The sequence below is a fragment of the Paraeggerthella hongkongensis genome, from assembly GCF_003726035.1.
GTDB lineage: Bacteria > Actinomycetota > Coriobacteriia > Coriobacteriales > Eggerthellaceae > Paraeggerthella > Paraeggerthella hongkongensis.
In genome coordinates this window covers 97,756-122,770 of record NZ_QICD01000002.1, presented here as the reverse complement: position 1 = coordinate 122,770, position 25,015 = coordinate 97,756, and the positions used below count along the sequence as shown (strand labels likewise).

Sequence of the window (25,015 nt, the reverse complement as noted above, 5' to 3'; positions counted from 1 at the left end):
ATCGAGGCTCCGCGACGCCCTCTCGTCTCTGACCTGCCGATTCTCCGCGGTGCGCGTTTACCGTCTCGGCTGGTTTTGCGGAAAACGCAACATTTCGGGCGGAATCGTGCGATACGGCGCCCAGTCCTGGTGCCTGCCATCCGGCGTCCGCTCTCCTGCGTATGCGCCCGAGCGGGCGGACGCATGCCGGTCGGTATGGGGTGTGCCATACCGGTGCGGAAGGGATGGCAGACGCACCGTCGGATGACGTCGCTTGCGCCCCTGCGCGCTGTTGTTTTATTGCACGTGCCTTGCTATCCTTCGTCTACTGCGCGGATGCGAGGGAGGGGAAGCGGATGGGAAGGTTCGGAAGGGTTGCGCTGGGAGCGCTACTGGCGTGTTCGCTCGTGCCGGTGCCGGCGGGCATGGCGGTGGCGGACGAGATGGCGGGTTCTTCGGCCGGCGGCGCGGGCGTCGCCCTCGTGCCAGGCACGTACGTCGAGCACGAGGCCATCGCCTACGTGATCGACGGCGGCGCGCGGGCCTTCTCGCTGGGCGACGACGTGCTCGCGGGCGCGGAGAGCCTGATGGACATCGACGCGGACACCGCTGCCGAGACGCTGGGCGACGAGGCGGGGGCGGTCGGGGCGCCTGCCGTCCGATCGCGTTCGGCAAGCGGCGGCGCGGAGGCCGCCGGGCGCCTGGTGCTCGTGCGCGATGAGGGCAGATCCACCGAAGAGCTCATCGCCGAGCTGGAAGCCGATCCCCGCGTGGCGTTCGCCGAACCGAACGCCATCGTGAAATTCGGCGACGGGGACGACGCGGCGCCCGATCCCGTCGCCGCCGAAGCTGCGCCGGGGGCCCTGGCCGACGGGGACGAGGCTCGACGGGGCGGCGAAGCCGATGCGGAAGGCGGCGCGCCCGGCGAGCCTTCGGCATCGGTTGCGTTCGGCCAGGACGAGGACGAGCCCGCAGCCGACCTGAACAGCTTCGTGTGGGGCTTCGACAACGACGGGCGCATGGCCGGCACGGCGGGAAGCGACGCTGCCGACATGGGCTACGCGGACTGGAACGACCAAAGCGCGGCCTCCCAGTTGCAAGAGGTCGTCGTGGCCGTCATCGACACGGGCGTGGACGCCTCGAACCCCGACTTGGCGCCGGTCATGTGGGATGAAGGGCTGACGTCGGGCATCGAGGGGCTGACGGGCAAGGAGGACGAGCACGGCTTCGCCGTCCTCGCCGATGCCGAGGCGGGCGTCTCGTCGACGACGGGCCTTGAGATCTACCACGGAACGCACGTGGCGGGCACCATCGGGGCCGCATGGGACGGCCGGGGCGTCTCGGGTTTGGCGGGGAACGCGAGGATCATGTCCGTGCGTATTGATGACACTCTCTCCGCAATACTGGAATGTTTCGATTACGTGAGCCGCACGTCGACGCAGGCGTCGACGTGCGGGTGACGAACAACTCGTGGACGCTCGGCCAGGCTCAGGGACGCTCGATCGATCTGGCTGTGACGGAGATCGGACGGCAGGGCGCGGTGAGCGTGTTCGGGTCGGGCAACTCCACCTACGACAGCGACGCGGCGGGCAGCACGACGAGCACGCTGGCCGACAACCCGTACGCGGTGGTGGTCGACTCCATCGACCCGACGGGCGATCTCTCCGTGTTCACCCAGTTCGGCGAGACGTCGACCGACGTGATGGCGCCGGGCTCAACCATCCTGTCCACCTACGCGACGGGCGAGGCGAACGCCGAGGGGTGCGTCGAGGGCCCGCGCTACCTTGGCGAAGAGGATGCCGCAGCGGTGCTGTACGAGAGCTTCGACGGCAAGAGCCATGCGGCTGACGGGGTCGACATGAGCGGGTTCGCCAGGTTCGCCGATCCTGATGCCGTCGAGACCTGCAAGGTGGTCGAGGGCGGTCGCCGTTTCGACGGCGACGCCGCCCTGGAGCTTTCCTACAGTCCGAAGGCGGCCGAAGACGGCGTGATGATGTTCGCCAAAAGCGGCGAGGTCGACCTGTCGGGGCAGATCGCGAAGCCTACGCATCTGAGCATCCGCTTCACGGCAACCGCTGAAGTCGGTTCGGCGTCGATCCTGCCCATCTTTGGCATCGCCGTGCGGACGGTCGGCGGCGGTTGGGCCGAGCCGGCCACTAAGGGAGACGAATTCGGCAGCGGCGGAGATTCGTGGGCGGGCTTTTCGGGAAAGCTGCCGGACGACGTCGATTGGGCGCATTTTCAGGTGGAGCTACGCTACGGCGTGAACAGCTTCTCTGCTGTCGGCGGCACGAACGACCTGTGGTCGTGCGTGCCCGGTACCCTCGTGGTGGACAGCATCGGCCTGGGCAGCGACCTGGTTCCCTACATCTATCAGCAGGGCACGTCCATGGCGTGCCCTGCGGTGGCCGGGGCGGCTGCGGTGATCGCCGGTCAGGGCCTGGACCGCGTGTCCTCGAACGACCCGGCGAAGAAGGCCGAGAAGCTGGCGGCGCTGGTTAAGGGCGCAGCGGTGCCCGATGCGCGCTACGAGGGGCTGTGCTCGACGGCCGGGCGCGCGACGGTGGACGGCGCGGCGAGCCCCGGCCCGGCCATCACCGAGGTCGTCGACGGCAGCGACGCCGTGGCGGTGCGCGGGTACTTCATGCCGGCGGGTACGGTGGTGCTCGTAGATGGAGCGCCGGCTGCGGTGTCCGCACGCACCGACCTCGGCGACGGGAAGGCCGAGCTGACCGTGCAGAAGCCCGAGGGCTTCATGGGCGGACAGGCGATCGTGCGGGCGGAGGCGAGCGGCAAGCGGGCCAGTCACCGCGCCGATCTGGGAAAGCGCGCCGACACGACGTACTACGACCAGACTGATCTGCCCATCCCTGGCGAGCTGGACGAGTGGGAATCCTGGCAGCTGGTCGGCTTCGGCGGCGACGTGTACTGCCTGCCGCGCGCGTCCGTGTTCGCCGGGGAGAAATCCTACAACCACGTGCTGCGCTACGATCCCGACGAGGAGGCCTGGGGGGAGGTGCCGCTTCCAGCCGGCACCATCGACGGCATCGACTTGTCCAGCGGCGCCGCCGACGTGACGGGAGCCACGCTCGACGGAGCGCTCGTGCTGCAGCTGCTCGGCAAGAAGAACGGAACGGGCGCGCCCTGCTTCGTCCGCTATGCCGCCGACGGCACGTGGGAGGGGCTCGATCTCAAGCTCCCCGACCAGAGCGAGGCCCTGTCCTTCTCCACGCTGGCAAGCGACGGTGCGCACCTGTACCTGTTCGGCGGCTTCGGCAAGAACGGCGACAGCGCGGCCGTGTACCGCGCCGACCTCAAGACCGGCGTCTTCAAGGAGGCGGGCGCGCTATCCACGGGCCGCATTCAGCCTCTCGTGGCGTACGGCAACGGCTTATTCGCAGTGTCGGGCGGCGTTTCCTTGGAACTCCAAGGAGGCGGCGTCCCCGGTGCCGAACTGTTGAGACCGCGCGAAGGCGCTCTCGACGCCGCAGTCGGCGGACAGGCGCCCGAGGGATGGCTCGAGAGCGCGCCGGTCGACTTCTCCGCGCTCGTGACCGAGACGGGGCAGCTGTCGTACGCGCCCGGCGCCGTCGCGGGCGGGTTCGCGCTCGTCGGGCCCACGAGCGACGACGGCGCGAGCGACACCTACCTGCTGCCCGTCGGCGAGGGGTCGCGAGCGACGGCATACGGGAAGAAGGCCTCGCAGCAGGCGCTGCTCGCGCCGGCGGCCACGGCGTACCGGGGGCGGTTCTACGTGCTGACGGCGTCGCAGAACGAGCCGTACCGCGTGTTCAGCGCGACGGCCATGGACACGCCCGCGCAGCCCGGCGACGCCGAGATCGCGCCGGAACCGGAGCCGGTTCCCGAACCCGAACCGGTTCCCGAAAAGCCCGCGAGCCCGCCGATCCCCGACACATCCGGCGCGACGCCCAAGGCGCTCGCCAGCACGGGCGACCCGATTGCGGCGCCCCCGTTCCTTCTCGCCGCCATCGCCGCGTGCCTCACCGCAGCCGCGAGCGGAAGGGCCCTGTCGAGAACTCGGCCCACGAGTACGAGGGCAGGTACGCGCCGCGGTAGGAGTTGACGGCCTCCGGGTCGCCGTCGAGGAAGCGGTAGCTGCCGCAATCGAGGGCTTCGGGGTCGAACGCCAGGCTGTTCCACGACTTCGCGAGGGCACCGCCCGTACCGGCGCCCTCGTGCGTGGCGCGCAGATCGGCTACGAGCGATTGGCAATAGCTGCGCTGCGACGCGGTGCAGGGCTCGTCTTCCCAAAGCACCGCGCAGGTTGTCGCGGTTGCCGGTGGCGGCGTAGCGCGCCGTCGCCTCGGCAGCGTTGTCGACGAACTGTTCGACAAAGCCCTGCTCGACGATCTTACGGCGGTACGCGAGCGCTGCCTCTCCAATGAAGCCCTTTTGCTGTCGGTAGCAACGTCAAACTGCATATTTATTTCCAAAACATCGAAAATAATGCAAATAACGTTCATAATCTTCTAAAAAGTCGTATACTTGCCCTCGACCTTTAAGGAGGTACGGAGAGACCGACAAGGTGCGCAGCATGGCTTTCCCTCGGATCACGTGCGCCTTCGTCTTCGACGAAGGCCTTTTTCGTATATGCTGCCCAAGCGGAAGGAAGATTTTGAGCGAGATTGCGAACAAGCTGCTGGAGGGCACGTCGAAGCCGGCACCCCGGCCGGCGATGCTTGTGCTGGAAGACGGCGCGGCCTTTAGCGGCACGTCATGCGCCGCCGAAGGCGAGGTGTACGGCGAGATCTGCTTCAACACGTCGCTCGAGGGCTACCTCGAGGTGATAACCGACCCGTCCTACGCAGGCCAGATAATCACCATGACGTATCCGCAAATCGGCAACTACGGGGTGAATCCCGATGACGCCCAGGCGGGCAAGCCCGCGCTGCGCGGCTTGGTGGTGCGCGACATGTGCGCGACGCCGTCGAACTGGCGCAGCGCGGGCCCGCTCGCAGGCTATCTGCGCGAGAGGGGCGTGGTTGCCGTGGAGGGCGTGGACACCCGCGCGCTCGTACGCCACGTACGCGATTGCGGCGCGCAGCGCGCGGTGCTCTCGACCGTCGACGTCGACGAGGCGAGCCTTCTGCGTAAGGTGCGTGCGAGCGCGTCGCTGGTGGGGCAGAACCTCGCCGCCACGGTATCGTGCGCGCAGCCGTACGCTGTGGGCGTGGACGACCTTCCCGCGAGCCATGCGTTCGCCGTTGCTCCGGCTGCGCCCGCGCGCCATCGCGTGGTCGCCTACGACTGCGGCGCGAAGCGCTCGATCCTGCATAACCTCGTTCGCACGGGCTGCGAGCTTGCGGTCGTGCCGTGGGACATGCCGGCGGAAGAGGTGCTGGCCATGGAGCCTGACGGCGTGTTCCTGTCGAACGGCCCCGGCGACCCCGAGGCCGTGGAGGGCACGTACTCGCAGGTCGAGAAGCTGCTGGGACGGGTGCCGGTATTCGGTATCTGCCTGGGGCATCAAATGATCTGCAAAGCTGCGGGCGCGCAGATCGAGAAGCTCAAGTTCGGGCACCGCGGCGGCAATCATCCGGTGATGAACCTGCTCACGGGCCGCGTCGAGATCACGGCCCAGAACCACGGCTTCGGCCTTCTGTTCCCGAGCCTGGGCGAGCTCGTGCCCGAGCTCTCGGGCGGTTTCGAAGGCCACGAGGACGACCTGCGCTTCTGGGCGCGCGAGAAGGTGGCTCCCGTTGTGACGAACGATCGCTTCGGCCGCATTCGCCTCACGCACGTGAGCCTCAACGACGGCACGGCGGAGGGCATCGCATTTCTGGATTTGCCCGCGTTCAGCGTGCAGTACCATCCCGAGGCATCGCCCGGACCGACCGACGCGCATTACCTGTTCACCGCGTTCGGCCGCTTGATGGATTCCGCCGTTCTAGCGAACGGCGGATCGGTCGACGCTGCGGCTACGGCTGGTACCCCATCTTGCCCTTCTGCTGCGGCTGGACGGACCAAAGTCCAGTCCAGCCTTGCATCAGGGCAATCCGGGGCACCAGCCGCACCCTCGCTGACACTGCCCGACCTGTATGAAAAGGGCGGTTACCTGGACATCGACATCGCCGCCGACCGCCTCGCCGGCTGGACCTTCGGCGAGCAGGCAGCCACCGTGGCGGGGGTCTCGGCAAAGGAGCAGGAAGCCGTCGGGCAGGAGGGGAGGACCAATGCCTAAGCGCACGGACATCAAGACCATCCTCGTCATAGGGTCCGGCCCCATCGTCATCGGGCAGGCGTGCGAGTTCGACTACTCGGGCGCGCAGGCGTGCAAGGTGCTGAAGGCCGACGGCTACCGCGTGGTGCTGGTGAACAGCAACCCCGCCACCATCATGACCGACCCGGGACTGGCGGACCGCACCTACGTGGAGCCCATCACGTCCGAGTTCGTGGAGCGGGTCATCGCGAAGGAGCGCCCCGACGCGCTTCTGCCCACGCTCGGCGGCCAGACCGGCCTCAACACGGCTGTCGACCTTGCGCGTGCCGGCGTCCTCGACAAGTACGGCGTGGAGATGATCGGCTGCGACCTGGCCGCCATCGAGCGCGGCGAGGACCGCAAGCTCTTCAACGAGTGCATGGAGGGCTTGGGCATCGAGACGTCGAGAAGCGGCTACGCCTACTCGTTGGCCGACGCCGAGGCCATCGTTGCCGAGCTCGGCTATCCCGTGGTGCTGCGCCCCTCGTTCACGCTCGGCGGCGCGGGCGGCGGCATCGCGCACGATCCGGCCGAGCTGCATGAGATCGTGGGACAGGGCCTGGAGCTGTCGCCGGCCGGAGAGGTGCTGGTGGAGGAGAGCATAGAGGGCTGGAAGGAATACGAGATGGAGGTCATGCGCGACCATGCCGGCAACGGCATCATCGTGTGCTCCATCGAGAACTTCGACGCCATGGGCGTGCATACGGGCGACTCCATCACGGTGGCTCCCGCGCAGACGCTTTCCGACGTGGAGTACCAGCGCATGCGCGCGGCGTCGCTCGCCATCCTGGAGAAGATCGGCGTGGAGACGGGCGGCTCCAACGTGCAGTTCGCCGTCAACCCCGACGACGGACGCATGATCGTGATCGAGATGAACCCCCGCGTGTCGCGCTCCTCGGCGCTCGCGTCGAAGGCCACCGGCTTTCCCATCGCGAAGGCGGCGGCGAAGCTGGCCGTGGGCTACACGCTCGACGAGGTCGTGAACGACGTCACGAAGGCCACCCCGGCGTGCTTTGAGCCGTCCATCGACTACTGCGTGGTGAAGGCGCCGCGCTTCGCGTTCGAGAAGTTCCAGGGCACCGACGACACGCTGTCCACGCGCATGAAGGCCGTGGGCGAGGTCATGGCCATCGGCCGCACGTTCGAGGAGGCGCTCGGCAAGGCTATGCGCTCGCTGGAGAACGGCCGTGCCGGCCTGGGTGCGGACGGGAAGGGCGACGAGGTCCGCGCGTCCGACGCGGCGCTCGAGGACCTCGTGGCGCGCCCCACGGCCGAGCGCGTCTTCTACCTCGCCGAGGCGCTGCGCCGCGGATGGACGGTGGAGCGCGCGAGCGCGGTGAGCCGCGTGGACTGCTTCTTCGTCGCGCGCATGGCCGATATCGTGCGCGTGCAGGAGAACCTGCGCGGCATGCATCTCGACGAGCTGGACGCCGACGCGTTCCGGCTGCTCAAGCGCATGGGCCTCTCCGACGCGCAAATCGCGCACCTTACGGGCTCCGACGAGCTCACCGTGCGCACGTGCCGCAAGCTCCTGGGCGTGAGGCCCGCGTTCAAGACCGTGGACACCTGCGCAGCCGAATTCCCCAGCGCGACGGCCTACCACTACAAAACCTACGATGCGGACGAAACCGAGGCGTCGCCGAAATCTCGCAAGCGCGCGGTGATCTTGGGTGCGGGCCCGAATCGCATCGGTCAGGGCATCGAGTTCGACTACTGCTGCGTGCATGCATCGTACGCGCTGGCGGAAGCGGGTTACGAGACCATCATGGTGAACTGCAACCCCGAGACCGTGTCCACCGACTACGACACGTCCGACAAGCTGTACTTCGAGCCGCTCACGTTCGAAGACGTCATGGACATCGTGGACGTCGAGCAGCCCGACGGCGTGGTGGTGACGCTGGGCGGGCAGACCCCGCTCAAGCTTGCGAGCGCGCTGGCGTCGGCCGGCGTCCCTATCATGGGGACGCCGCCGGAGGCGATCGACCTGGCCGAGGATCGCGATCGCTTCAGCGCCGTCTTGGACGAGCTGGGCATCGCGTATCCGGCAGCCGGCATGGCCTCCACCTATCAAGAAGCCTGCGTCGTGGCTGACCGGATCGGCTTCCCGCTGCTCGTGCGTCCCAGCTACGTGTTGGGCGGGCGGGGCATGGGCATCGTCTACGATGGCGCCCAGCTGGAGAAGTACGTGGCGGAAGCTACGCGCGTTTCCCCCGACCATCCCGTTTACCTGGATCGGTTCTTGGAAGGCGCGGTGGAAGTGGATCTCGATGCGCTGTGCGATGGCGAAGAGGCATACGTCGGAGGGGTGCTCGAGCACATCGAGATGGCCGGCATCCATTCGGGCGATTCCGCCTGCTGCACGCCGCCGTTCGCGCTATCCGAGGCCGTGCAAGCGCAGTTGCGCTCTATGGCGCGCCGGCTTGCGCTGCGGCTGGGCGCGGTGGGTCTCGTCAATATCCAGTTCGCCATCAAGGACCAGGTCATCTACATTATCGAGGCGAATCCTCGAGCGAGCCGCACGGTGCCGTTCGCTTCGAAGGCCACGGGCGTGCCGCTGGCCAAGGTGGCCGCGCGCGTGATGGCGGGGGAGAAGCTGGCCGACTTGGGGCTGCCCGCGGACGATCGCAGGCTCGAGCATTTCAGTGTGAAGGAAGCCGTCATGCCCTTCGGTCGATTCCCCGGCGCCGACACGGTGCTGGGGCCTGAGATGAAGTCCACGGGCGAGGTCATGGGCATCGCGCGCAACTTCCCCTGTGCATTCGCGAAAACGCAGCTGGCCATCAGCTACGTTTTGCCAGAGGGCGGCACCGTGTTCGTCAGCGTATGCGACCGCGACAAGCGCGCCATCGTGCCCATCGCGCGCGACATCGTGCGCCTGGGCTTTCGCGTGGTGGCTACGGGCGGGACGGCGCGCACGCTTCGTGCGGCGGGCGTTGATTGCGAACAGGTCAACAAGATTCACGAAGGTCGGCCAAACGTGCGCGACATGATCGCCAACGGAGGCGTGTCGCTTATGATCAACACGCCGTTCGGGCATGCGACGCGCGCCGATGGCTACGAGCTGCGCCTGGAGGCCGTCAAGCACGGGGTGACCCACGTCACGAACCTCGCCGGCGCCCAAGCCATGGTGGCCGGCATGGAAGCGGCCCGCCTGGGCGGCCTTTCCATCGTGGCCTTGCAGGATCTTCCCCAATGGTAGGCTGCAGCTTCCATGCGCTTCCCGTGCATTTCGGCACTTCAACGGCTCGGCGGTTACGTCAATGGTACAATCATCGGCCAGAAGATGAGACGTGGGGCTGCGCGTGCGGCCCGGGGGCATGAAAGGACCAACGTGGCGCTTGTCAACGAGCGGGCGCGCATTCTGGGGAACGAATGCGTCGGCCCGAACCTCTATCTTATGCAGCTTTCGTCGCCTGCAATCGCAGCGGCCATCGAGCCGGGGCAGTTCGTTCACATGAAGGTTCCGGGCATGGAGGCGCACATCCTGCGCCGTCCGTTCTCGGTGTACGCACGCGATGCGGTCGAGGGCACGCTTGACGTGCTGTACCAGGTGGTCGGCTTCGGCAGCGACCATATGATGCGTCTCGTGCCGGGCGAATGCGCGGACGCCGAGCTCATCGGGCCCGTCGGCCGCACGTGGCAGCCTGCCGCCGGCGCGAAGCGCGCGCTTTTAGTGGGCGGCGGCGTGGGCGCGGCGCCCCTGTTCATGCTGTGCGAGAGCCTGGTTGCGGCCGGCGTGCGCACGGACGTGGTGCTGGGCGCGCAGACCGGGGCGGCGCTCACGTGCCGCGGACGCTACGAGGCGTTGCTGGCCGAGCCGCCGCGCTGCGCCACCGACGACGGCAGCTTCGGTCGCGAGGGCTTCTGCACCTCGCTCGTGGCCGAAGCTCTGGAGGAGGCTGCGGCTTCGGGGGAGCCGTACGACTACCTGGCCGTATGCGGCCCTGAACCCCTGATGAAGATCGTGGCCGGCATGGCCGCCCAGGCGGGCGTGCCCTGCGAGCTCTCGATGGAGAAGCGCATGGCCTGCGGCGTGGGCGCCTGCCTGTCGTGCGTGGTGGACACGGTGGACGGCAAGCTGCGCGCCTGCGTGGACGGTCCCGTATTCGACGCTGCGAAGGTGGTGTGGTAATGGTTATCGAGAACGCGCTGCCCCTCGTGCCCGCTCCTACAAGCGTGAACATGGCCGTGAACCTGGGCGGGTTGGAGATGAAGAATCCCGTGACGGTGGCGTCGGGCACGTTCGCCGCAGGGATGGAGTACAACGACTTCGTGGACGTGGCAAGCTTGGGCGCCGTCACCACGAAGGGCGTGTCGCTGCATGGCTGGGAAGGAAACGCCAGTCCGCGCATCGCGGAAACGCCTTCCGGCATGCTTAACTCCATCGGTTTGCAGAATCCCGGCGTGGCTCACCTCAAGGCGGAGGAGCTTCCGTGGCTGCACGAGCGCGGCGCCACGACCATCGTGAACGTGTCGGGCCACAGCTTCGACGAGTACGTGCAGGTGATCGAGGCGCTCGAAGACGCGCCCGTGGATGCTTACGAAGTGAACATCTCGTGTCCGAACGTGGACGCCGGCGGCATGACCATCGGCACGTGCGCCGCGAGCGTCGAGGACGTGGTTGGTCGCTGCCGCGCCGCCACGAAGCGCCCGCTCATCGTGAAGCTGACCCCGAACGTCACCGACGTCACGGAGATCGCGCGCGCGGCCGAGGCTGCAGGAGCCGATGCCGTCTCGCTCATCAATACGCTTCTGGGCATGGCCATCGACGTCGAGCGCCGACGTCCCGTGCTCGCGCGCGGCGTGGGCGGGTTCTCCGGCCCCGCCGTGAAGCCTGTGGCGCTGCGCATGGTGTGGGAGTGCTCGAAAGCCGTGAAGGTTCCGCTTCTCGGCATGGGCGGCATCTCGAACGCCACCGACGCGGTTGAGTTCATGCTGGCGGGAGCCACTTCCGTAGCCGTGGGCACCGCTAACTTCGTGAATCCTTTCGCGACGGTTGAAATCATCGATGGAGTAGCGCAGTATTGCGAGCAGCACGGCGTGGACGACGTGCAGGATTTGATAGGAGCGTTGGAATGGTAAATACGTTCGAGAACGTGCCGGCGCGCGATCGCGTGATCGTGGCCCTCGACTGCGGCATCGACGAGGCGTTCGATTTGGCCGATCAGCTGCAAGGCAAAGCGACATGGGTGAAGGTGGGCATGACGTTGTTCTATGCGAACGGCCCCGCCATCGTTTACGCGCTGAAAGAGCGCGGCTTCAAGGTGTTTCTCGACCTCAAGTTCCACGACATTCCCCATCAGGTCGAAGGCGCGGCGTACGCGGCGGCTGGCAGCGGCGCCGACATGCTGACCATGCACACCGTCGGCGGCGTGGACATGATGGCCGCCGCCCAGCGCGGCGCCGAGCGCGCGGCCGCGGAGTACGGTCACGAGGTTCCCGCGACCTTGGGCATCACGGTGCTTACCAGCATGAACGACGCCGCGCTCGCGGAAACCGGCGTTTCGCGCGCCATGTCCGACCAGGTGGTGGTGCTGGCCGAGCAAGCCAAGCGTTCCGGCATTTCCGGCGTGGTCGCCTCCCCGCAGGAGGCTGCGCGCCTGCGCGACATCTTGGGCCCCGACGCCTACATCGTCACGCCGGGCGTGCGCCCGGCAGGTGCCGACAAGGGCGATCAAAGCCGCGTGGCAACGCCTGCCCAGGCCTTCGAGAACGGCGCTTCCCATATCGTTGTCGGCAGGCCCATCACGCAGGCGGCGGACCCTGCCGCCGCGTTCGACGCGATCGTGGCGGAGCTGTAAAAGCCGAAACGGGTGCTGTTCCAACGTTTCCCCAGATGGTCACCGAAAGTGACGATTGGTCGACGAAAGAACCACGGTTGCGCGATTTGAGCCTAGAATGTGTGACTGCGACCTGAAATTTTTTGAATTTATAGCAATCTACAAGGTCAAACGAGCGATTGCATGCTAGTATCACGGCATCGCTTTTGGAACAGAAGGAGAGAAACTGATGGCTATTCCTCAACTCAGCCCTGAAGAGCGCCAGGCGGCTTTGGAGAAGGCGAAGGCGGCTCGCATCAAGCGCGCCGAGGTTCGCGATGATCTGAAGTCCGGCAAACTCAGCCTTAAGCAGGTTATCGAGATGAAGGATGATCCCATCGTGGGTCGTATGAAGGTCTCCACGCTCATCGAGACGCTTCCCGGCTACGGCAAGGCCAAGGCCGAGAAGATCATGAAGGAACTGCAGATCGCCGAGAGCCGCCGCCTGCGCGGTTTGGGCGAGCGTCAGCAGACCGCCTTGCTGGAGCGCTTGGGCTAAATTCGCATGCGCGCTGGCAATCTGTTCGTTATATCGGGGCCATCGGGTGCTGGGAAAGGCACGCTGGTGGCCCGTCTGTTGCATGAGGTTCCGGATGCTTGGGTGTCCGTCTCGGTCACGACGCGCCTACCGCGCGAGGGCGAGGTGGACGGCATTCACTACCAGTTCGCATCCGGCGAGGAATTCCAACGGCTTGTGAACGAGGACGGCCTGCTGGAGTGGGCTACGTACGGGGGGAATCGTTACGGCACCCCGCGTGCGAGCGTTGAGGAGCATATCGCTCGAGGAGACCAGGTCATCCTGGAAATCGACGTGCAAGGCGGTTTTCAGGTGCGCGAGAAGTTCCCTGCGGCGCATCTGGTGTTCATCGAGCCGCCTTCGCTCGAAGAGCTTGAGAAGCGCCTTCGAGGGCGCGGTACAGAGACCGAAGAAGCCGTTGCCGCCCGTATGGAAACCGCACGGGTGGAGCTTTCTCGTAAAATGGAGTATGATATACGGCTTGTGAACGATGATTTGGACGTAGCCACCGCCGCCTTGGTTGGCTACGTGAACGAACAAGCCGAGAAAACACGAGGTTAAACACGATATGAGCATTATCGAACCGAAGATCGACGTTTTGTTGGACGAAACCGACAACGACCGCTTCCTGCTGTGCGCCCTTGCTTCCAAGCGTGCGCACGATATCAACGACATGATGCGCGGCCAGCGCGATCGCGCCATCCAGTTGCAGACCGCTGTGGAAATCGCGCGCGCTGCCGACAAGAAGCCGCTGTCTCTTGCCTTCAACGAGATTGCGCGCGGCGAAGTTTCGTACGATCCTTCGTCCATCGACATCAAGAACCACTAGTACGAAACACGTACTGGTTGATCGAGTAGGCGGGCATGGGCCCGCCTATTTGTGCGTTACGACCATTCGCCCTTGGCACGACGGAGCATTCCATGATTGATTACCAGCGCATTTGCCTTGCCCACTACCATGAGATCGGCCTGAAGGGCCATAATCGCTCGACGTTTGAAATGCGGTTGCTCAAGAACCTCGAAGCCCTGCTGAGCGATTTTCCCGTGGTGACCGTCCATCGCATAGCGGGGCGTCTGTGCGTGTTCTTGCGTGAAGGCACGGATTGGGAAACGGCGAAGGCCGTTGCGGACGTCATGGGCAAGGTGCCGGGCGTGGCACGCGTCTCATGCGGATTCAAGTGCCCGCGCGATTTGGACGTCATGGCCGAGGTCGCTCGTGCGGCGATGCTCGAAGCAGGCGACTTCGAGTCGTTCAAGGTGGCTGCTCGACGCAACCATACCGATTTTCCGACCAACTCGATGGAGATGAACCAGATCGTGGGCGCGGCGCTGTGCCAGGCGTTTCCCGAGAAGAGCGTGCGTATGAAGAACCCCGACCTCACGGTAGGCGTCGAGGTCGTGCAGAACGCTGCGTACGTGTACGCGCGCTCGCTTCCTGGCATCGGTGGGCTGCCGGTGGGAAGTTCGGGCGTTGTGGCATGCCTGCTGTCGTCGGGCATTGACTCGCCGGTGGCTACGTGGAAGCTCGCGCGACGGGGTGCGGTGTGCATCGGCGTCCACTTCTCCGGTCGTCCGCAGACCTCGGATGCGAGCGAGTACTTGGTAGACGACATAGCGCGGGTGCTCGAGCGCACGGGCTGCATTGCGCGCGTGTACACGGTGCCGTTCGGCGACTACCAGCGCGAGATCGCGCTGACCGTCCCGCCCGAACTGCGCGTCATCATGTACCGACGGCTTATGTTCAAGGTGGCCGAGGAGCTGGCGCATCGCGAAGGGGCGGGCGCGCTCGTCACGGGCGAGAGCCTGGGCCAGGTCGCTTCGCAGACCCTCGACAACATCCGCTGCACCGACGCTGCCGTGAGCCTTCCAGTGTTTCGTCCCTTGATCGGCACCGACAAGCTCGAGATCATCGCCGAGGCCGAGCGCCTGGGCACGTTCGAGATCTCGGCGCAGGACGCGCCCGATTGCTGCACGCTGTTCATGCCGCGCAGTCCCGAGACGCATGCGAAGCTCGCGGTGGTGGAAGAGGCGGAAAGCGCGCTTCCCGTGGACGAGTGGGTGGCCGAGATTGCCGCCGCCGCCGAGGTGCGCGACTACGCCTGCCCGGCGTTCAAGCGCAAGAAGAAGCGCTCTTAGCAGTAACCGCACGCTTTTGACCAGCGCGTTTGGATGCGCGCTGGAAAGCTGCTAGATTGTGGCTGGATGTACGCTGGACCTGCGTTGCATTCGGTGGGGATCCGCATTGAAACGGATTAGGAAAGCCGCTGGAGCCGTTTGGTTTTCGGCGGCTTTCCTGTTGGATTCCTCTCATGTTTTCGCTAGATCGCGTTGCTATGCTTGATCTTCGAGAGGATCGGAGGTCGGGATGTCGTTTACCGAACAGGCGGAGTCGTTGCGAGCCAAAGCGCACCTGAGCGGCGTGCGTCTTCCCGTGCTCGTCGGCGTAACGGCTTTAGCGGTGGTTGTGCTGGTGGTGGCCGGGGCAAGCTTCCTGTCCGCTTTTTCTTCGGACGCCCTTGTGGTCGAGAAGGCGGGGGAGGCCGACGCTGAAGAGGCTGCGCCTGATCAGCCTCAGGAGCAGGCGCAGACCATCGTGGTCCATGTGGGCGGTTCGGTCCTTGCGCCCGGCGTATACGAGCTTGCGGAATCCGCTCGCGTACGGGATGCCATCGAGGCTGCGGGAGGGTTCGGGGAGCAAGCCGCAACAGATGCACTGAACCTGGCGCGCGTTCTGGCCGACGGCGAGCGCGTGGTGGTTCCGACGCAGTCCGAGGTGGAGGAGGCTGTCGCTGCGCCCGGCGGGGCAGCGACAGCGCCCGGCGGGGGAAAGGTGAACATCAATGCGGCATCCGCTGCGGAACTGGATGCTCTTCCTGGCATAGGAATGTCGACTGCCGAGAAGATCGTTGCGGACAGGCAGGCTAACGGGCCGTTCGCCACGATAGAGGATTTGAAGCGCGTGTCGGGCATCGGCGACAAGAAGTACGCCGCTCTGGCCGATTCGATATGCGTGGGCTAGGCGCGCTCGCGCGCGCAATGCGCAGGGTCGCGATCAGGGCTTCCGCGCAGCTTGTGCCGAATCCGCCCAAGCGGGCGCGGACGGCTTTCGTGCCCGAAGCCGAATACGCCGACGGGTTGCGCGCGGGTGCTGGGCGCATTCCCGTTCGCCCTGCGTTGCCGCCTGCGTTCGGATGCGCGCTGGGACTTTGGGCAACGTGCGCGGCCGTGGTCGAAGCCGCTCGTCTCTTGTCGGCTTCGGCCTGCGCTGCCGTTGGAGCCGTCGGGTTGGTCGCCTCGCTTGCATGTTTGGCGCTCGTGTGGCGGCGTCGGGGCGCGCTGGCGGGGGTCGTCGTCTTGGGGTGCGCCCTGGGAGTGTGCTGCGGCGGTTGGCACGCTGCGGTGCAGCATGGCTTCGAAGAGCGCGTGCAGGGCCTTTCGACCCGCGCGGCTTTCCAGGCCGTGGCCGACGGGTCTGCGGGCATGTTCGGCTCGACGTGCCTTGCGCGCGCAACCGTTGAAGGCGGCGAGTCGTTTCTCGTGCGCGTGCAGCTTCCCCAAGGCGAAGAGGTTCTGCAGTACGGCCAGGCGTTCGAGGCACAGGCCTCGTTCTCGGCTCCCTCCGATTCCTCGGCAGCATACTGCTGGCGCAACGGCGCAGTGGCGTCGGCGCGCGTCTTCGGCCTGGAGCGGGTGGATCGCGGCGGGCCAATGGGGACGTTGGTCGATCTGCGGGGGCGCGCTATCGGGCTTCTTGCCGACCGGGGAGGTGCCGAGAGCGGGGTTCTTGCGGCGCTGGTCTGCGGGTGGAGGGGCGACCTTCCCGAATCGACGTACCAAACGTTCAAGGTTACGGGCTTGGCGCATGTGGTGGCGGTGTCGGGCGCGCATCTTTCCATCGTTTCCGCGTTCTGCTGCGCGACGCTGCGTGTGCTGAAGGCTCCCCGCGCGGTGGCGGGGGCCGCCCAGACGGTGCTTCTTTTGAGCTACCTCGTTTTGACGGCTGCGCCGTCGTCAGCGGTTCGGGCTGCCGTCATGGCATTTGCGGGCATGGCTTCGTTCGCGGTCGGGCGCCGCCCTGCAGCGCTGAGCGCCCTGTCGGTCTGCATCATGGGATTCGTGAGCCTTGATCCGCGTGCCGCCCTGTCGGTTTCGTTCGCGCTCTCGGCGCTCTCGACGCTGGGAATCGTGCTGTTCGCCAGCCTGTTCTCGGCTTGGATCGCCCATGCGACGCCGCGGGTCCCTCGTTTTGCCTGCGAAGCGCTCTCGCTCACGTTCGCGTCCTCTGTGCTGGCAACGCCGCTTTCAGCCGCGCTGTTCTCGCAGTTTTCGCTGGTGGCTCCTTTGGCCAATGTGATCACTGCTCCTCTGTTCGCGCCCGCGTGCACGCTTGGGTTGCTGTGCGTGGGAGCTGCGACGACGGCCCCCGGGGTCGCCTTCGTTCTGCTCGACGTCGCCTGCGCCGGGTCGCATGTTTTGACTTCAGCCGTCGAAGCGTTGGCGCGCATCCCGTACGCAAGCGCTCCCGTCTCCGTTCCGGTTCTTGCCGCGCTAGCGGTATCGCTTGCGCTGGCGGCGGTGCTTTGGATCGCATGGCCGCTGCCAACTCGGCGCGTTGTTCTGGGCGGTACGGCGTGCGTCGCGTTCGCGGCCGCCTGCTGGCTGGTCGTGCCGCCCGCAGGCGGCGATCGAATCGTCATGCTCGATGTCGGACAAGGCGATGCGATCGTCGTGCGAAGCCGTGGAGCCGCCGTGCTCGTCGACACCGGAAATCAAGATGCAAGGTTGTTCGAAGCGCTTGCGCGGCAGGGGATCTCGCGCCTCGACGCCGTCGTGGTGACCCACGGGGACGACGATCATAAAGGGTCGCTTTCCTCTCTGGCGGGCGTGGTCCGCACGGAGCGCGTCTTCGTTGCGCAAGACGCGCTCGCCTGCCCGTGCGATGCGTGTCGAAGCCTGCGGGAAGACGCCGTTGCCGTGGCGGGAGAGGGTGGCGTCTGCGGCCTTGCGCTGGGCGATCGCGTTCGCGTGGGGTCGATCGATTTGCAGGTTATTTGGCCGCAGCGCTTCGAGGACGAGGGTGGGAACGCGGACAGCCTGTGCCTCAAAGCGCTCGCGGACGTAGACGGCGACGGCTCGACGGACTGGACGGCCTTGCTGGTCGGCGATGCCGAGCGCGATCAGATGAAAGAGTTGCTGAACGTAGGAGCGGTGGAGGGGGTCGATATCTACAAAGTGGGCCACCATGGATCGAAGAACGCGTTGGACGAGCAGGTTGCCCTTGCGCTGTCTCCAAGAATCTCCCTGGTGAGCGCAGGGGCGGGGAATCGCTACGGACATCCGGCCGCCGAGACCCTCGAGATCTTGGAACGTGCAGGGTCTCGCGTGCTGCGAACCGATGAGTCGGGGGATGTTTCATGCAAATTGGAACCCGATAGAATCGTCGTGGAGACGCTGCGGTAGAATGAAACCATGACTGCTCAGAAGAAACAAAACGCACCCTTGCTCCCCGTCTACCTGATATGCGGCGAAGACGCCCTAAAGCGAGACACGGTGACGAAGCGCCTCCGTGCTCGTCTTTCCGCTTTGGGGGACCTGTCGTTCAATTCCGACGAATTCAGCGGCGAGACGGCAACCGGCGTCGACATCGTCTCGGCGTGCAACACCGTGCCGTTCGCAAGCCCCGTGCGCCTTGTCGAGGTGCGCGCCGTCGACAAGCTGAAGAAAGCCGATTCCGAGGAACTGGTAGCATACCTCGATTCACCGGCGGAAACCACCGTGCTCGCTCTGATAGCTGAAAAGCTGGCAAAGAACACGCGTCTGTACAAAGCCGTTGCCAAGCACGGCAAGACGGCCGTGATCGACTGCGCGCCGCTCAAGCGCTTCGAGCTTCCCAAGGCCGTTCGGGCCATGGCGGTGGGCCACGGCGTCACGCTTACCGAAGGCGCCGCTGCGAAGCTGGTGGATCTGGTGGGCGAGGACACGGTGCACCTCGACAGCGAGCTCAAGAAGATCGCGCTTGCGCATCGCGGAACCGATGCCGTGAACGAGCATGAGATCGTCGCTATGGTCAGCCGCACCGCCGAGGTCAAGCCATGGGAGTTCGTCGACGCTTTCGCGGCGCGCGATGCGCGCAAATGCCTGCTGTACTTGGGGCGCATGGACTCGGTGTCTCCGCACGCGCTGCTGGCCATGTGCACGACGCGCCTGCGCGAGCTCGTCTGTGCCCGCGCGCTGGCCGATCGCGGCAATCCGCGCGGCGTGGCTGCGGCGCTCAAGATGCCCGATTGGCGCGTGAAGAACCACGCGACCTGGGCGCGCGGGTTCACCTCTGCTCAGCTGCGCGCGGCCATCGTCGCCGCGCGCGATACCGAGCGCGCCATGAAAAGCGGGGCCGATCCGGACGCCGCCTTCCTCGAATGGGTGCTTGGAGTGGTTGCGCGTTAGCGCGTGCGAACGTTCTTGTACCGTGCTTCTCGCGTGCGTCAAGCGCCGCCGCAGTTCATGTCTTTACGCTGGGACGCGAACTGCGGCGGCGCTTTCGCATGCAGGGGCAGCGCGGAGCCGTGAGCCGGGATGCGAGCCTGGCGCGAGAATGCGAGCAGGCCCCGGTTTCGGGGCCTGCTCTCTCTTGATATGCGGAAGGATCGCGGGGCGATCTCCGATAGAGTGGTCGCTATTCAGCGGCTTCCTCGGCGCTCTCGGCCTCGGCCTTGGCGGCTTCGGCAGCTTCCTTCGCCTTGCGCTCTTCGGCCTTCTTCACTTCGGCCATGTGCTTCTCGCGGCGCTTCGCCTTTTCCTCGGACGCGGCCTTCATCTCTGCGAGACGGGCAGCCTTGCGCTCGGCCTTCTTGGAACCGGTCTTCTGCTCCTTCTTGGCGGGCTTCACGTATGCGGCGCGATCGGCGTCGGTTACGAGGTCCTTGATGAGCAGCATGACGCCGCTCTTGCGGTTGGCGGCCTGGTTCTTGTGGATGACGCCCTTGGAAGCAGCCTTGTCGAGCAGACGGCAAGCAGCCATGGCGGCGGCGAATGCCTCGGCGCCGTTTTCGGCGGCAACGGCCTCTTTGACGCGACGGATCGCGGTCTTGACCTCGCTCTTGACCGCACGGTTGCGCATGCGGGCTTTCTCGTTGGTGATGATGCGCTTCTTCTGGCTCTTGATGTTCGCCATGTGTGTGTTTCCTCCAATGAATCACGAATCTAGATTTCTGCGAAGTCTTCGGACTTCCTGCGTTTCCAGCGTCGCGCGCCTTCGCCGAGGTTTCCGATAGCCACGCATGCGATCCGCGAGGACCCGCACTTCTGCAAGCCGAAGCGCTTGATGCATGTGGAACAGGCGGGATTTCTCTGTTCCTTTGACCTACCGGCCACCCAGCTGAACGAATCGTAAAGCGCAGCCACGTCTGCTGATTCGGCGATGGAAATGCCATCGCGCGTACGTATCGCTGGATACACAATGCGATAGAATAGCAAAGGTTGGCCGAGATTGCACGATAATTTGTCGAAACCGCACACGAAACCATCTATTGGCCGAAAAAGGCTGAAAGGAAGCCCGCCCATGCCCTTCGCAAAACCCCGCTTCAGCGTGATAGGCGTATGTGCGCTTGCCGTCTTTGCGGCAGCGCTTTCGGGCTGCACGTCCGGGCAGCATCAGGTGATCGACGCGAACGAGGCGTGCGTGAGCTGCCATCCCGATGGCAAGGCCGTGCGCTTTTGGGGCGCGGACGTTCCGGCCGACGTGATCGAGAGCGGAACTGCCGTGACGGTGAGGACTGACGCTGTGTCCGTTCTGGTATGCGAACCCGCTTTTACGTCCGAGGACGGTTCGTCGTTCGTTCCCGTGCTGGACTCCGCGGTCTCGACGCGCGGGGAAGAGACGATCGTGCGACTTGCCGACGGTCTATGGGCTCTCTGCACGGACCATGACGGTTCCGTCCGCGCGCAGCTGGTGCACGTCAGCTCGTCGAGTCCGCACGCCGCTGTCGTGGAACTGTAGTGGGCGCGCCCTTTCCACCCGGGGCGAATGAGGTAGAATAGGCTTTCGTTTCTCAAGCGCCCGCGTGCGGGCTGACGTTTTGAAAGACAGGCTATGACCACCGACCCGAACCTCATACGAAACTTCTCGATCATCGCGCACATCGACCATGGAAAGTCGACGCTGTCCGACCGCGTGCTGGAATTGACCGGCACGGTGTCGAAGCGCGACATGCAGGAGCAGCTACTTGACAGCATGGACATCGAGCGCGAGCGAGGCATCACCATCAAGAGCCAGGCCGTGCGCGTGGATTATACGGCCGACGACGGCCAGACCTACCAGTTCAACCTGATCGACACGCCTGGCCATGTGGACTTCACCTACGAGGTGAGCCGTTCGCTGGCCGCATGCGAGGGCGCCGTCCTGGTGGTGGACGCCACGCAGGGCGTCGAGGCGCAGACGGTGGCCAACGCGATGATGGCCATGAACGCGAATCTGGAGATCATCCCGCTCATCAACAAGATCGACCTGCCGGCGGCCGAGCCGGACCGGGTGCGCGAGGAGATCGAGGACGGCTTGGCCATCCCGGCCGACGACGCCGTGCTGGCCTCGGGAAAGACCGGCGTGGGCGTGCATGATCTTCTGGAGGCCGTGGTGTACAACGTGCCCGCGCCCGTCGGCGTGGCCGACGCCCCGTTGCGCGCGCTCATCTTCGACTCGTACTTCGACGCGTACCGCGGCGTGGTGGCGCTCGTGCGCGTGGTGGACGGCCAGATGAAGAAGGGCGACCGCATCCGCATGCTGGCCACCGGCGCCGAGGCGCTTGTGGAAGAGGTCGGCGCGCGCCGACCTGCCGAGACGGCGCTTCCGGCGCTCGGCGTGGGCGAGGTCGGGTACCTGGTGACGGGCCTCAAGGACGTCTCGCAGGTGAAGGTGGGCGACACCATCACGCAGGCGCACGGCGGCGTGAGCGATCCGCTTCCCGGATACCGCGAGGTCAAGCCCATGGTGTTCACGGGCCTGTACCCCATCGACGGCGACCAGTACGAACCCCTCAAAGAAGCGCTCGAGAAGCTTTCCCTCAACGATCCGGCTCTCATTTGGGAGCCTGAGAAATCGCACGCGCTGGGCTTCGGCTTTCGCGTGGGCTTTCTGGGCCTGTTGCATATGGAGGTCATCAAGGAACGCCTTGAGCGCGAGTTCGGCCTGGACCTGCTGGCCACGGCGCCTTCCGTGGAGTACCACGTGTACAAGCAGGGCGGCGAGATGGTGAGCCTGCATTCGCCGCAGGAGATGCCCGACGCTGGCGAGATCGAGCGCGTGGAAGAGCCCTACCTCAAGGCCAAGATCCTCATCCCGCCCGATTACGTGGGCGCGGTCATGGACTTGACCGTGGCGCGGCGCGGCACTTTCGTCACGATGAACTATTTGTCCACCACCACGGTGGAGATGCTGTGGGAGATCCCGCTGTCCGAGCTGATCATGGACTACTTCGACAAGCTCAAGTCCAACACGAAGGGCTATGCGTCGCTCGATTACGAGATGGACGGGTACAAGCCTTCCAAGCTGGTGAAGCTGGACATTCTGCTGTCCGGGAAGCCCGTGGACGCGCTGTCGTTCATCGTGCACAAGGACAAGGCGTACGACCGCGGCCGCATCCTGACCGAGAAGCTCAAGGGCATCATCCCGCGCCAGATGTTCGAGGTGCCCATTCAGGCCGCCATCGGCGGTCGCGTGCTGGCGCGCGAGACGGTGAAGGCGAAGCGCAAGGACGTGCTGGCGAAATGCTACGGCGGCGACATCAGCCGCAAGCGAAAGCTGCTGGAGAAGCAGAAAGCCGGTAAGAAGCGCATGAAGAACATCGGCAACGTGGAAGTCCCTCAAGAGGCGTTCATGGCGATCCTCAAAGTGGACGAGTAGGCGAAAGCGCGAGGTAGGCTGCATGGCACGCAAAGGCAAAGAAGAATTCGACTGGCTGGACGATCCGTTCAACGACAAGAAGGCCGCCCAGCAGGAGGCCGGCATGGGAGGCGGCGCGAAGGCCGCCCTTGGCTGCGGGTGCCTGTTCGCCGTGGTGGCCGTGGTCGTGCTGTTCATATTCGCCGGCGTGAGCGCTTTGGACATCTTGTCGAGCCTGTAAGGGGCGTGTGGTTTCACGTGAGCGAAAAAGCGCCTATGCACGACTATTTCCAAAAGCATCGCCTGTTGCTCGCCCCCATGGCGGGCGTGAGCGACGAGGCGTTCAGGACGCTCTGCCGCGAGCAGGGGGCCGATCTCACGTATACCGAGATGGTGTCCGCGAAAGGCCTCTCGTACGCGAACGAGAAGACGCGCCATCTGCTGAACCTGGCTGCCGGAGAGGAGCAGGTGGCCGTGCAGCTGTTCGGGCACGAGCCCGACACGATGGCGGCGCAAGCCGCCTGGATCGAGCAGGAGATGGGGGAGAGCCTCGCCTACCTCGACATAAACATGGGCTGTCCGGCTCGCAAGATCGTATCGAAAGGCGACGGCTCGGCGCTCATGAAGGACCCTGCGTTGGCGGCGCGCATCGTGCGGTCCGTGGCGGATGCCGTCGAGCATCCAGTGACGGTGAAGTTCCGACGCGGCTGGGCCATGGGCGACGAGTCCGCGCCCGAGTTCGCGCGCCGCATGGAAGATGCGGGCGCGGCGGCCGTGGCCGTGCACGGACGGTTCGCCGAGCAGCTGTACCGCGGCAGCGCCGACTGGGGCGTGATCGCGCGCGTTCGCGAGGCCGTGAGCGTTGCGGTGGTGGGAAACGGCGACGTGCGGAGCGGTTCCGACGCAGTGGCCATGTTGGAGCGCACCGGCTGCAACGCCGTGATGATCGCGCGCGCCGCTGAGGGAAACCCCTGGCTGTTCGCGCAGGCGAAGGCGGCGCTTGCCGGGCGCGCCGAGCCCGCGATGCCGAGCGTAGACGAACGCATAGCCATGGCGCGACGCCATGCGCGGCTGCTTTCCGAGCGCGAGGGCAAGAACATCGTGCGCATGCGCAAGCACGCCATGTGGTATCTGGCCGGTCTGCCGGGCGCGGCGGCGGCTCGCGGGAAGATCAACGCCTGCGTGACCGTGGAGGATTTCGATTCCGTATTCGACGAGCTGGTTGAAAGGGCGCACCATGCCTCATGATCCGTACCGTGCGCTGTACGTGCACCTCCCGTTCTGCGTGAAGCGCTGCGCTTACTGCGATTTCGCCACGGCGGCGGTGCCGACGGATGCGCCGGAGATCGACGCGTACGTGGAAGACCTCTGCCTGCAAATCCGCCGCAAGGCGAAAGAAGGCGAGCTCGGATCCGTCGAAACGGTGTACCTTGGCGGAGGGACGCCGAGCCACCTGGGCCTTTCCCGCTTGTCGATGCTGCTGTACACGTTGTCGCTCTCGATGCGCTTGGAACCGGACGTGGAATGCACTATGGAAGCGAACCCTGAAAGCCTGACCGAGCGCATGGTGCGCGACATCTGGGCGCTGGGCGTGAACCGGCTGTCCATCGGCGTGCAGAGCTTCGATGACGAAGTGTTGCGCACGCTCGGTCGCGCGCATTCCGCCGGCGATGCGCGCCGGGCCATCGAAGCGGCGATGACCAGGTTCGACAACGTGAGCGTCGATTTGATGTGCGGCATTCCGGGTCAGAGCGAAGAAAGCTTCGAAGCGGGCGTGCGCGAGGCTGTCGCGCTCGGGGCGGCGCATGTGAGCGTGTACCCGCTCATCGTCGAGCCCCATACGCCGTTCGATGCAGCCGTTCTGGCGGGCGAGATGGACGAGCCGGACGACGACGTGGAGGCTTCGCACATGGAGATCGCCGCGCGGGTTCTGGGCGAAGCCGGCTTCGAGCGCTACGAGGTTGCCAGCTACGCGCGTCCGGGCTTTCAATGCCGCCACAACGTCGCGTACTGGACGGGCGTGCCCTACCTGGGCCTGGGCCGCAGCGCCGCCACCATGACGCAGAACGCCGAACGGCGCATGCGGGTGAAGGACGGTGCGGTCACCGACGATCTGGATGCGCGCCAGATGGCGGCGGAGGACCTCATGCTGGGCATGCGCATGACGCGCGGCGTGTCCGACGAGCGCGTCGAACGCGCGGCGGAGCTGCTGCCGCGGGCAAGCGAAACGCTTGCCGATCTGGAAGACCGGGGCCTGGTCGTTCACGAAGGCGGCCGCTGGCGCCCCACGGAGCGCGGTTGGCTTTGCGGCAACGAGCTGTACGGCGACTTGTTCGACCTGGCTCCGTAACCGCCGCACGGGACGCTGCCAGGGGGAAGGTAGCGTGCACGACGCGTTTTGGGCGCAAACGGGGACCTATGACACCGTCGAGCGCGAAAACGGAGCGCTGCGCGCGTTGCGAAAAACCGTCACCTGGGCTTTTGTCAATCGAACGTCGCAAAGGCAACGCGAAACGGGCGCACGGAGCGCCACAGGTCCCGACTTGCGCCCACGTTCGCGGTCGTCTGCCTTCCGGGGGCTCCGATTTGGCGGCGAGCAGCCGCGT

General features: G+C 65.7%; 21 protein-coding genes. 19 read left to right on the top strand and 2 right to left on the bottom strand.

Annotation, left to right across the window (positions count from 1 at the left end; translation table 11 throughout):
• Positions 1 to 335 precede the first annotated feature (335 nt).
• Both DMP08_RS12715 and DMP08_RS01890 read left to right on the top strand, forming a co-directional pair.
• Positions 336 to 1,439 carry a S8 family serine peptidase gene (locus tag DMP08_RS12715; protein WP_123191310.1) on the top strand — a complete coding sequence of 368 codons (1,104 nt, stop codon included), beginning with the start codon at positions 336 to 338 and terminating at the stop codon, positions 1,437 to 1,439.
• Positions 1,430 to 4,063, top strand: coding sequence for a S8 family serine peptidase (locus DMP08_RS01890; protein WP_161555397.1), 2,634 nt, complete (start codon positions 1,430 to 1,432; stop codon positions 4,061 to 4,063). Before DMP08_RS12715 ends, DMP08_RS01890 begins: the two co-directional genes overlap by 10 nt.
• Here DMP08_RS01890 and DMP08_RS12355 read toward each other — a convergent pair.
• A complete protein-coding gene (locus tag DMP08_RS12355) occupies positions 3,981 to 4,334 on the bottom strand; it encodes a hypothetical protein (protein WP_148042317.1) in 354 nt (117 codons plus the stop codon). The two genes, DMP08_RS01890 and DMP08_RS12355, sit on opposite strands and share 83 nt — an antisense overlap.
• A 281-nt stretch (positions 4,335 to 4,615) precedes the next feature.
• Here DMP08_RS12355 and carA point away from each other — a divergent pair, with 281 nt between their 5' ends.
• The 12 genes from carA to holA all read left to right on the top strand — a co-directional run bounded on the left by carA (position 4,616) and on the right by holA (position 18,979).
• Positions 4,616 to 6,181, top strand: a complete 1,566-nt coding sequence (carA, locus tag DMP08_RS01880; RefSeq protein ID WP_123191452.1) for a glutamine-hydrolyzing carbamoyl-phosphate synthase small subunit — start codon at positions 4,616 to 4,618, stop codon at positions 6,179 to 6,181.
• On the top strand, positions 6,174 to 9,398 hold the full coding sequence (carB, locus tag DMP08_RS01875; protein WP_123191307.1) for a carbamoyl-phosphate synthase large subunit: 3,225 nt from the start codon (positions 6,174 to 6,176) through the stop codon (positions 9,396 to 9,398). Before carA ends, carB begins: the two co-directional genes overlap by 8 nt.
• Before the next feature lie 132 nt (positions 9,399 to 9,530).
• Positions 9,531 to 10,331 (top strand): dihydroorotate dehydrogenase electron transfer subunit, encoded by an 801-nt coding sequence (locus DMP08_RS01870; RefSeq protein ID WP_123191306.1) that lies wholly within the window; start codon positions 9,531 to 9,533, stop codon positions 10,329 to 10,331.
• Entirely contained in the window at positions 10,331 to 11,281 is a 951-nt protein-coding gene (locus DMP08_RS01865) for a dihydroorotate dehydrogenase (protein ID WP_123191305.1), read from the top strand. Before DMP08_RS01870 ends, DMP08_RS01865 begins: the two co-directional genes overlap by 1 nt.
• On the top strand, positions 11,275 to 12,000 hold the full coding sequence (gene pyrF / locus DMP08_RS01860) for an orotidine-5'-phosphate decarboxylase (protein WP_114565716.1): 726 nt from the start codon (positions 11,275 to 11,277) through the stop codon (positions 11,998 to 12,000). Before DMP08_RS01865 ends, pyrF begins: the two co-directional genes overlap by 7 nt.
• A 208-nt stretch (positions 12,001 to 12,208) precedes the next feature.
• Positions 12,209 to 12,517, top strand: a complete 309-nt coding sequence (gene mihF / locus DMP08_RS01855) for an integration host factor, actinobacterial type (protein WP_114565715.1) — start codon at positions 12,209 to 12,211, stop codon at positions 12,515 to 12,517.
• Between the two features lie 6 nt (positions 12,518 to 12,523).
• Positions 12,524 to 13,096 (top strand): guanylate kinase, encoded by a 573-nt coding sequence (gene gmk / locus DMP08_RS01850; RefSeq protein WP_123191304.1) that lies wholly within the window; start codon positions 12,524 to 12,526, stop codon positions 13,094 to 13,096.
• A 7-nt stretch (positions 13,097 to 13,103) separates the two neighbouring features.
• The gene (locus tag DMP08_RS01845; RefSeq protein ID WP_114565713.1) at positions 13,104 to 13,364 is read left to right on the top strand and encodes a DNA-directed RNA polymerase subunit omega; all 261 of its coding nucleotides are present in this window, start codon (positions 13,104 to 13,106) and stop codon (positions 13,362 to 13,364) included.
• Positions 13,365 to 13,456: 92 nt separating this feature from the next.
• Positions 13,457 to 14,671, top strand: coding sequence for a tRNA uracil 4-sulfurtransferase ThiI (gene thiI / locus DMP08_RS01840; protein WP_123191303.1), 1,215 nt, complete (start codon positions 13,457 to 13,459; stop codon positions 14,669 to 14,671).
• Between the two features lie 229 nt (positions 14,672 to 14,900).
• Positions 14,901 to 15,554, top strand: a complete 654-nt coding sequence (locus DMP08_RS01835; protein WP_123191302.1) for a helix-hairpin-helix domain-containing protein — start codon at positions 14,901 to 14,903, stop codon at positions 15,552 to 15,554.
• Between the two features lie 89 nt (positions 15,555 to 15,643).
• Positions 15,644 to 17,995, top strand: a complete 2,352-nt coding sequence (locus DMP08_RS01830; protein WP_244596743.1) for a DNA internalization-related competence protein ComEC/Rec2 — start codon at positions 15,644 to 15,646, stop codon at positions 17,993 to 17,995.
• 9 nt (positions 17,996 to 18,004) lie between these two features.
• Positions 18,005 to 18,979 (top strand): DNA polymerase III subunit delta, encoded by a 975-nt coding sequence (gene holA / locus DMP08_RS01825; protein WP_123191301.1) that lies wholly within the window; start codon positions 18,005 to 18,007, stop codon positions 18,977 to 18,979.
• A gap of 229 nt (positions 18,980 to 19,208) precedes the next feature.
• On the opposite strand, the gene rpsT is transcribed toward holA, so the two are convergent.
• A complete protein-coding gene (gene rpsT / locus DMP08_RS01820; RefSeq protein WP_123191300.1) occupies positions 19,209 to 19,706 on the bottom strand; it encodes a 30S ribosomal protein S20 in 498 nt (165 codons plus the stop codon).
• A 387-nt stretch (positions 19,707 to 20,093) separates the two neighbouring features.
• Here rpsT and DMP08_RS01810 point away from each other — a divergent pair, with 387 nt between their 5' ends.
• From DMP08_RS01810 to hemW, 5 genes are all read left to right on the top strand, one after another.
• A complete protein-coding gene (locus DMP08_RS01810) occupies positions 20,094 to 20,531 on the top strand; it encodes a hypothetical protein (protein ID WP_123191298.1) in 438 nt (145 codons plus the stop codon).
• A 93-nt stretch (positions 20,532 to 20,624) separates the two neighbouring features.
• Complete coding sequence (gene lepA / locus DMP08_RS01805; RefSeq protein WP_123191297.1) at positions 20,625 to 22,430, top strand: translation elongation factor 4; 1,806 nt, start codon at positions 20,625 to 20,627, stop codon at positions 22,428 to 22,430.
• Between the two features lie 22 nt (positions 22,431 to 22,452).
• Positions 22,453 to 22,650, top strand: coding sequence for a hypothetical protein (locus DMP08_RS01800; RefSeq protein ID WP_123191296.1), 198 nt, complete (start codon positions 22,453 to 22,455; stop codon positions 22,648 to 22,650).
• Positions 22,651 to 22,685: 35 nt separating this feature from the next.
• Positions 22,686 to 23,657 carry a tRNA dihydrouridine synthase DusB gene (gene dusB, locus DMP08_RS01795; RefSeq protein ID WP_123191450.1) on the top strand — a complete coding sequence of 324 codons (972 nt, stop codon included), beginning with the start codon at positions 22,686 to 22,688 and terminating at the stop codon, positions 23,655 to 23,657.
• A complete protein-coding gene (gene hemW, locus DMP08_RS01790) occupies positions 23,647 to 24,759 on the top strand; it encodes a radical SAM family heme chaperone HemW (RefSeq protein WP_123191295.1) in 1,113 nt (370 codons plus the stop codon). The genes dusB and hemW overlap by 11 nt, the downstream gene beginning before the upstream one ends.
• The last annotated feature ends 256 nt before the right edge of the window (positions 24,760 to 25,015 follow it).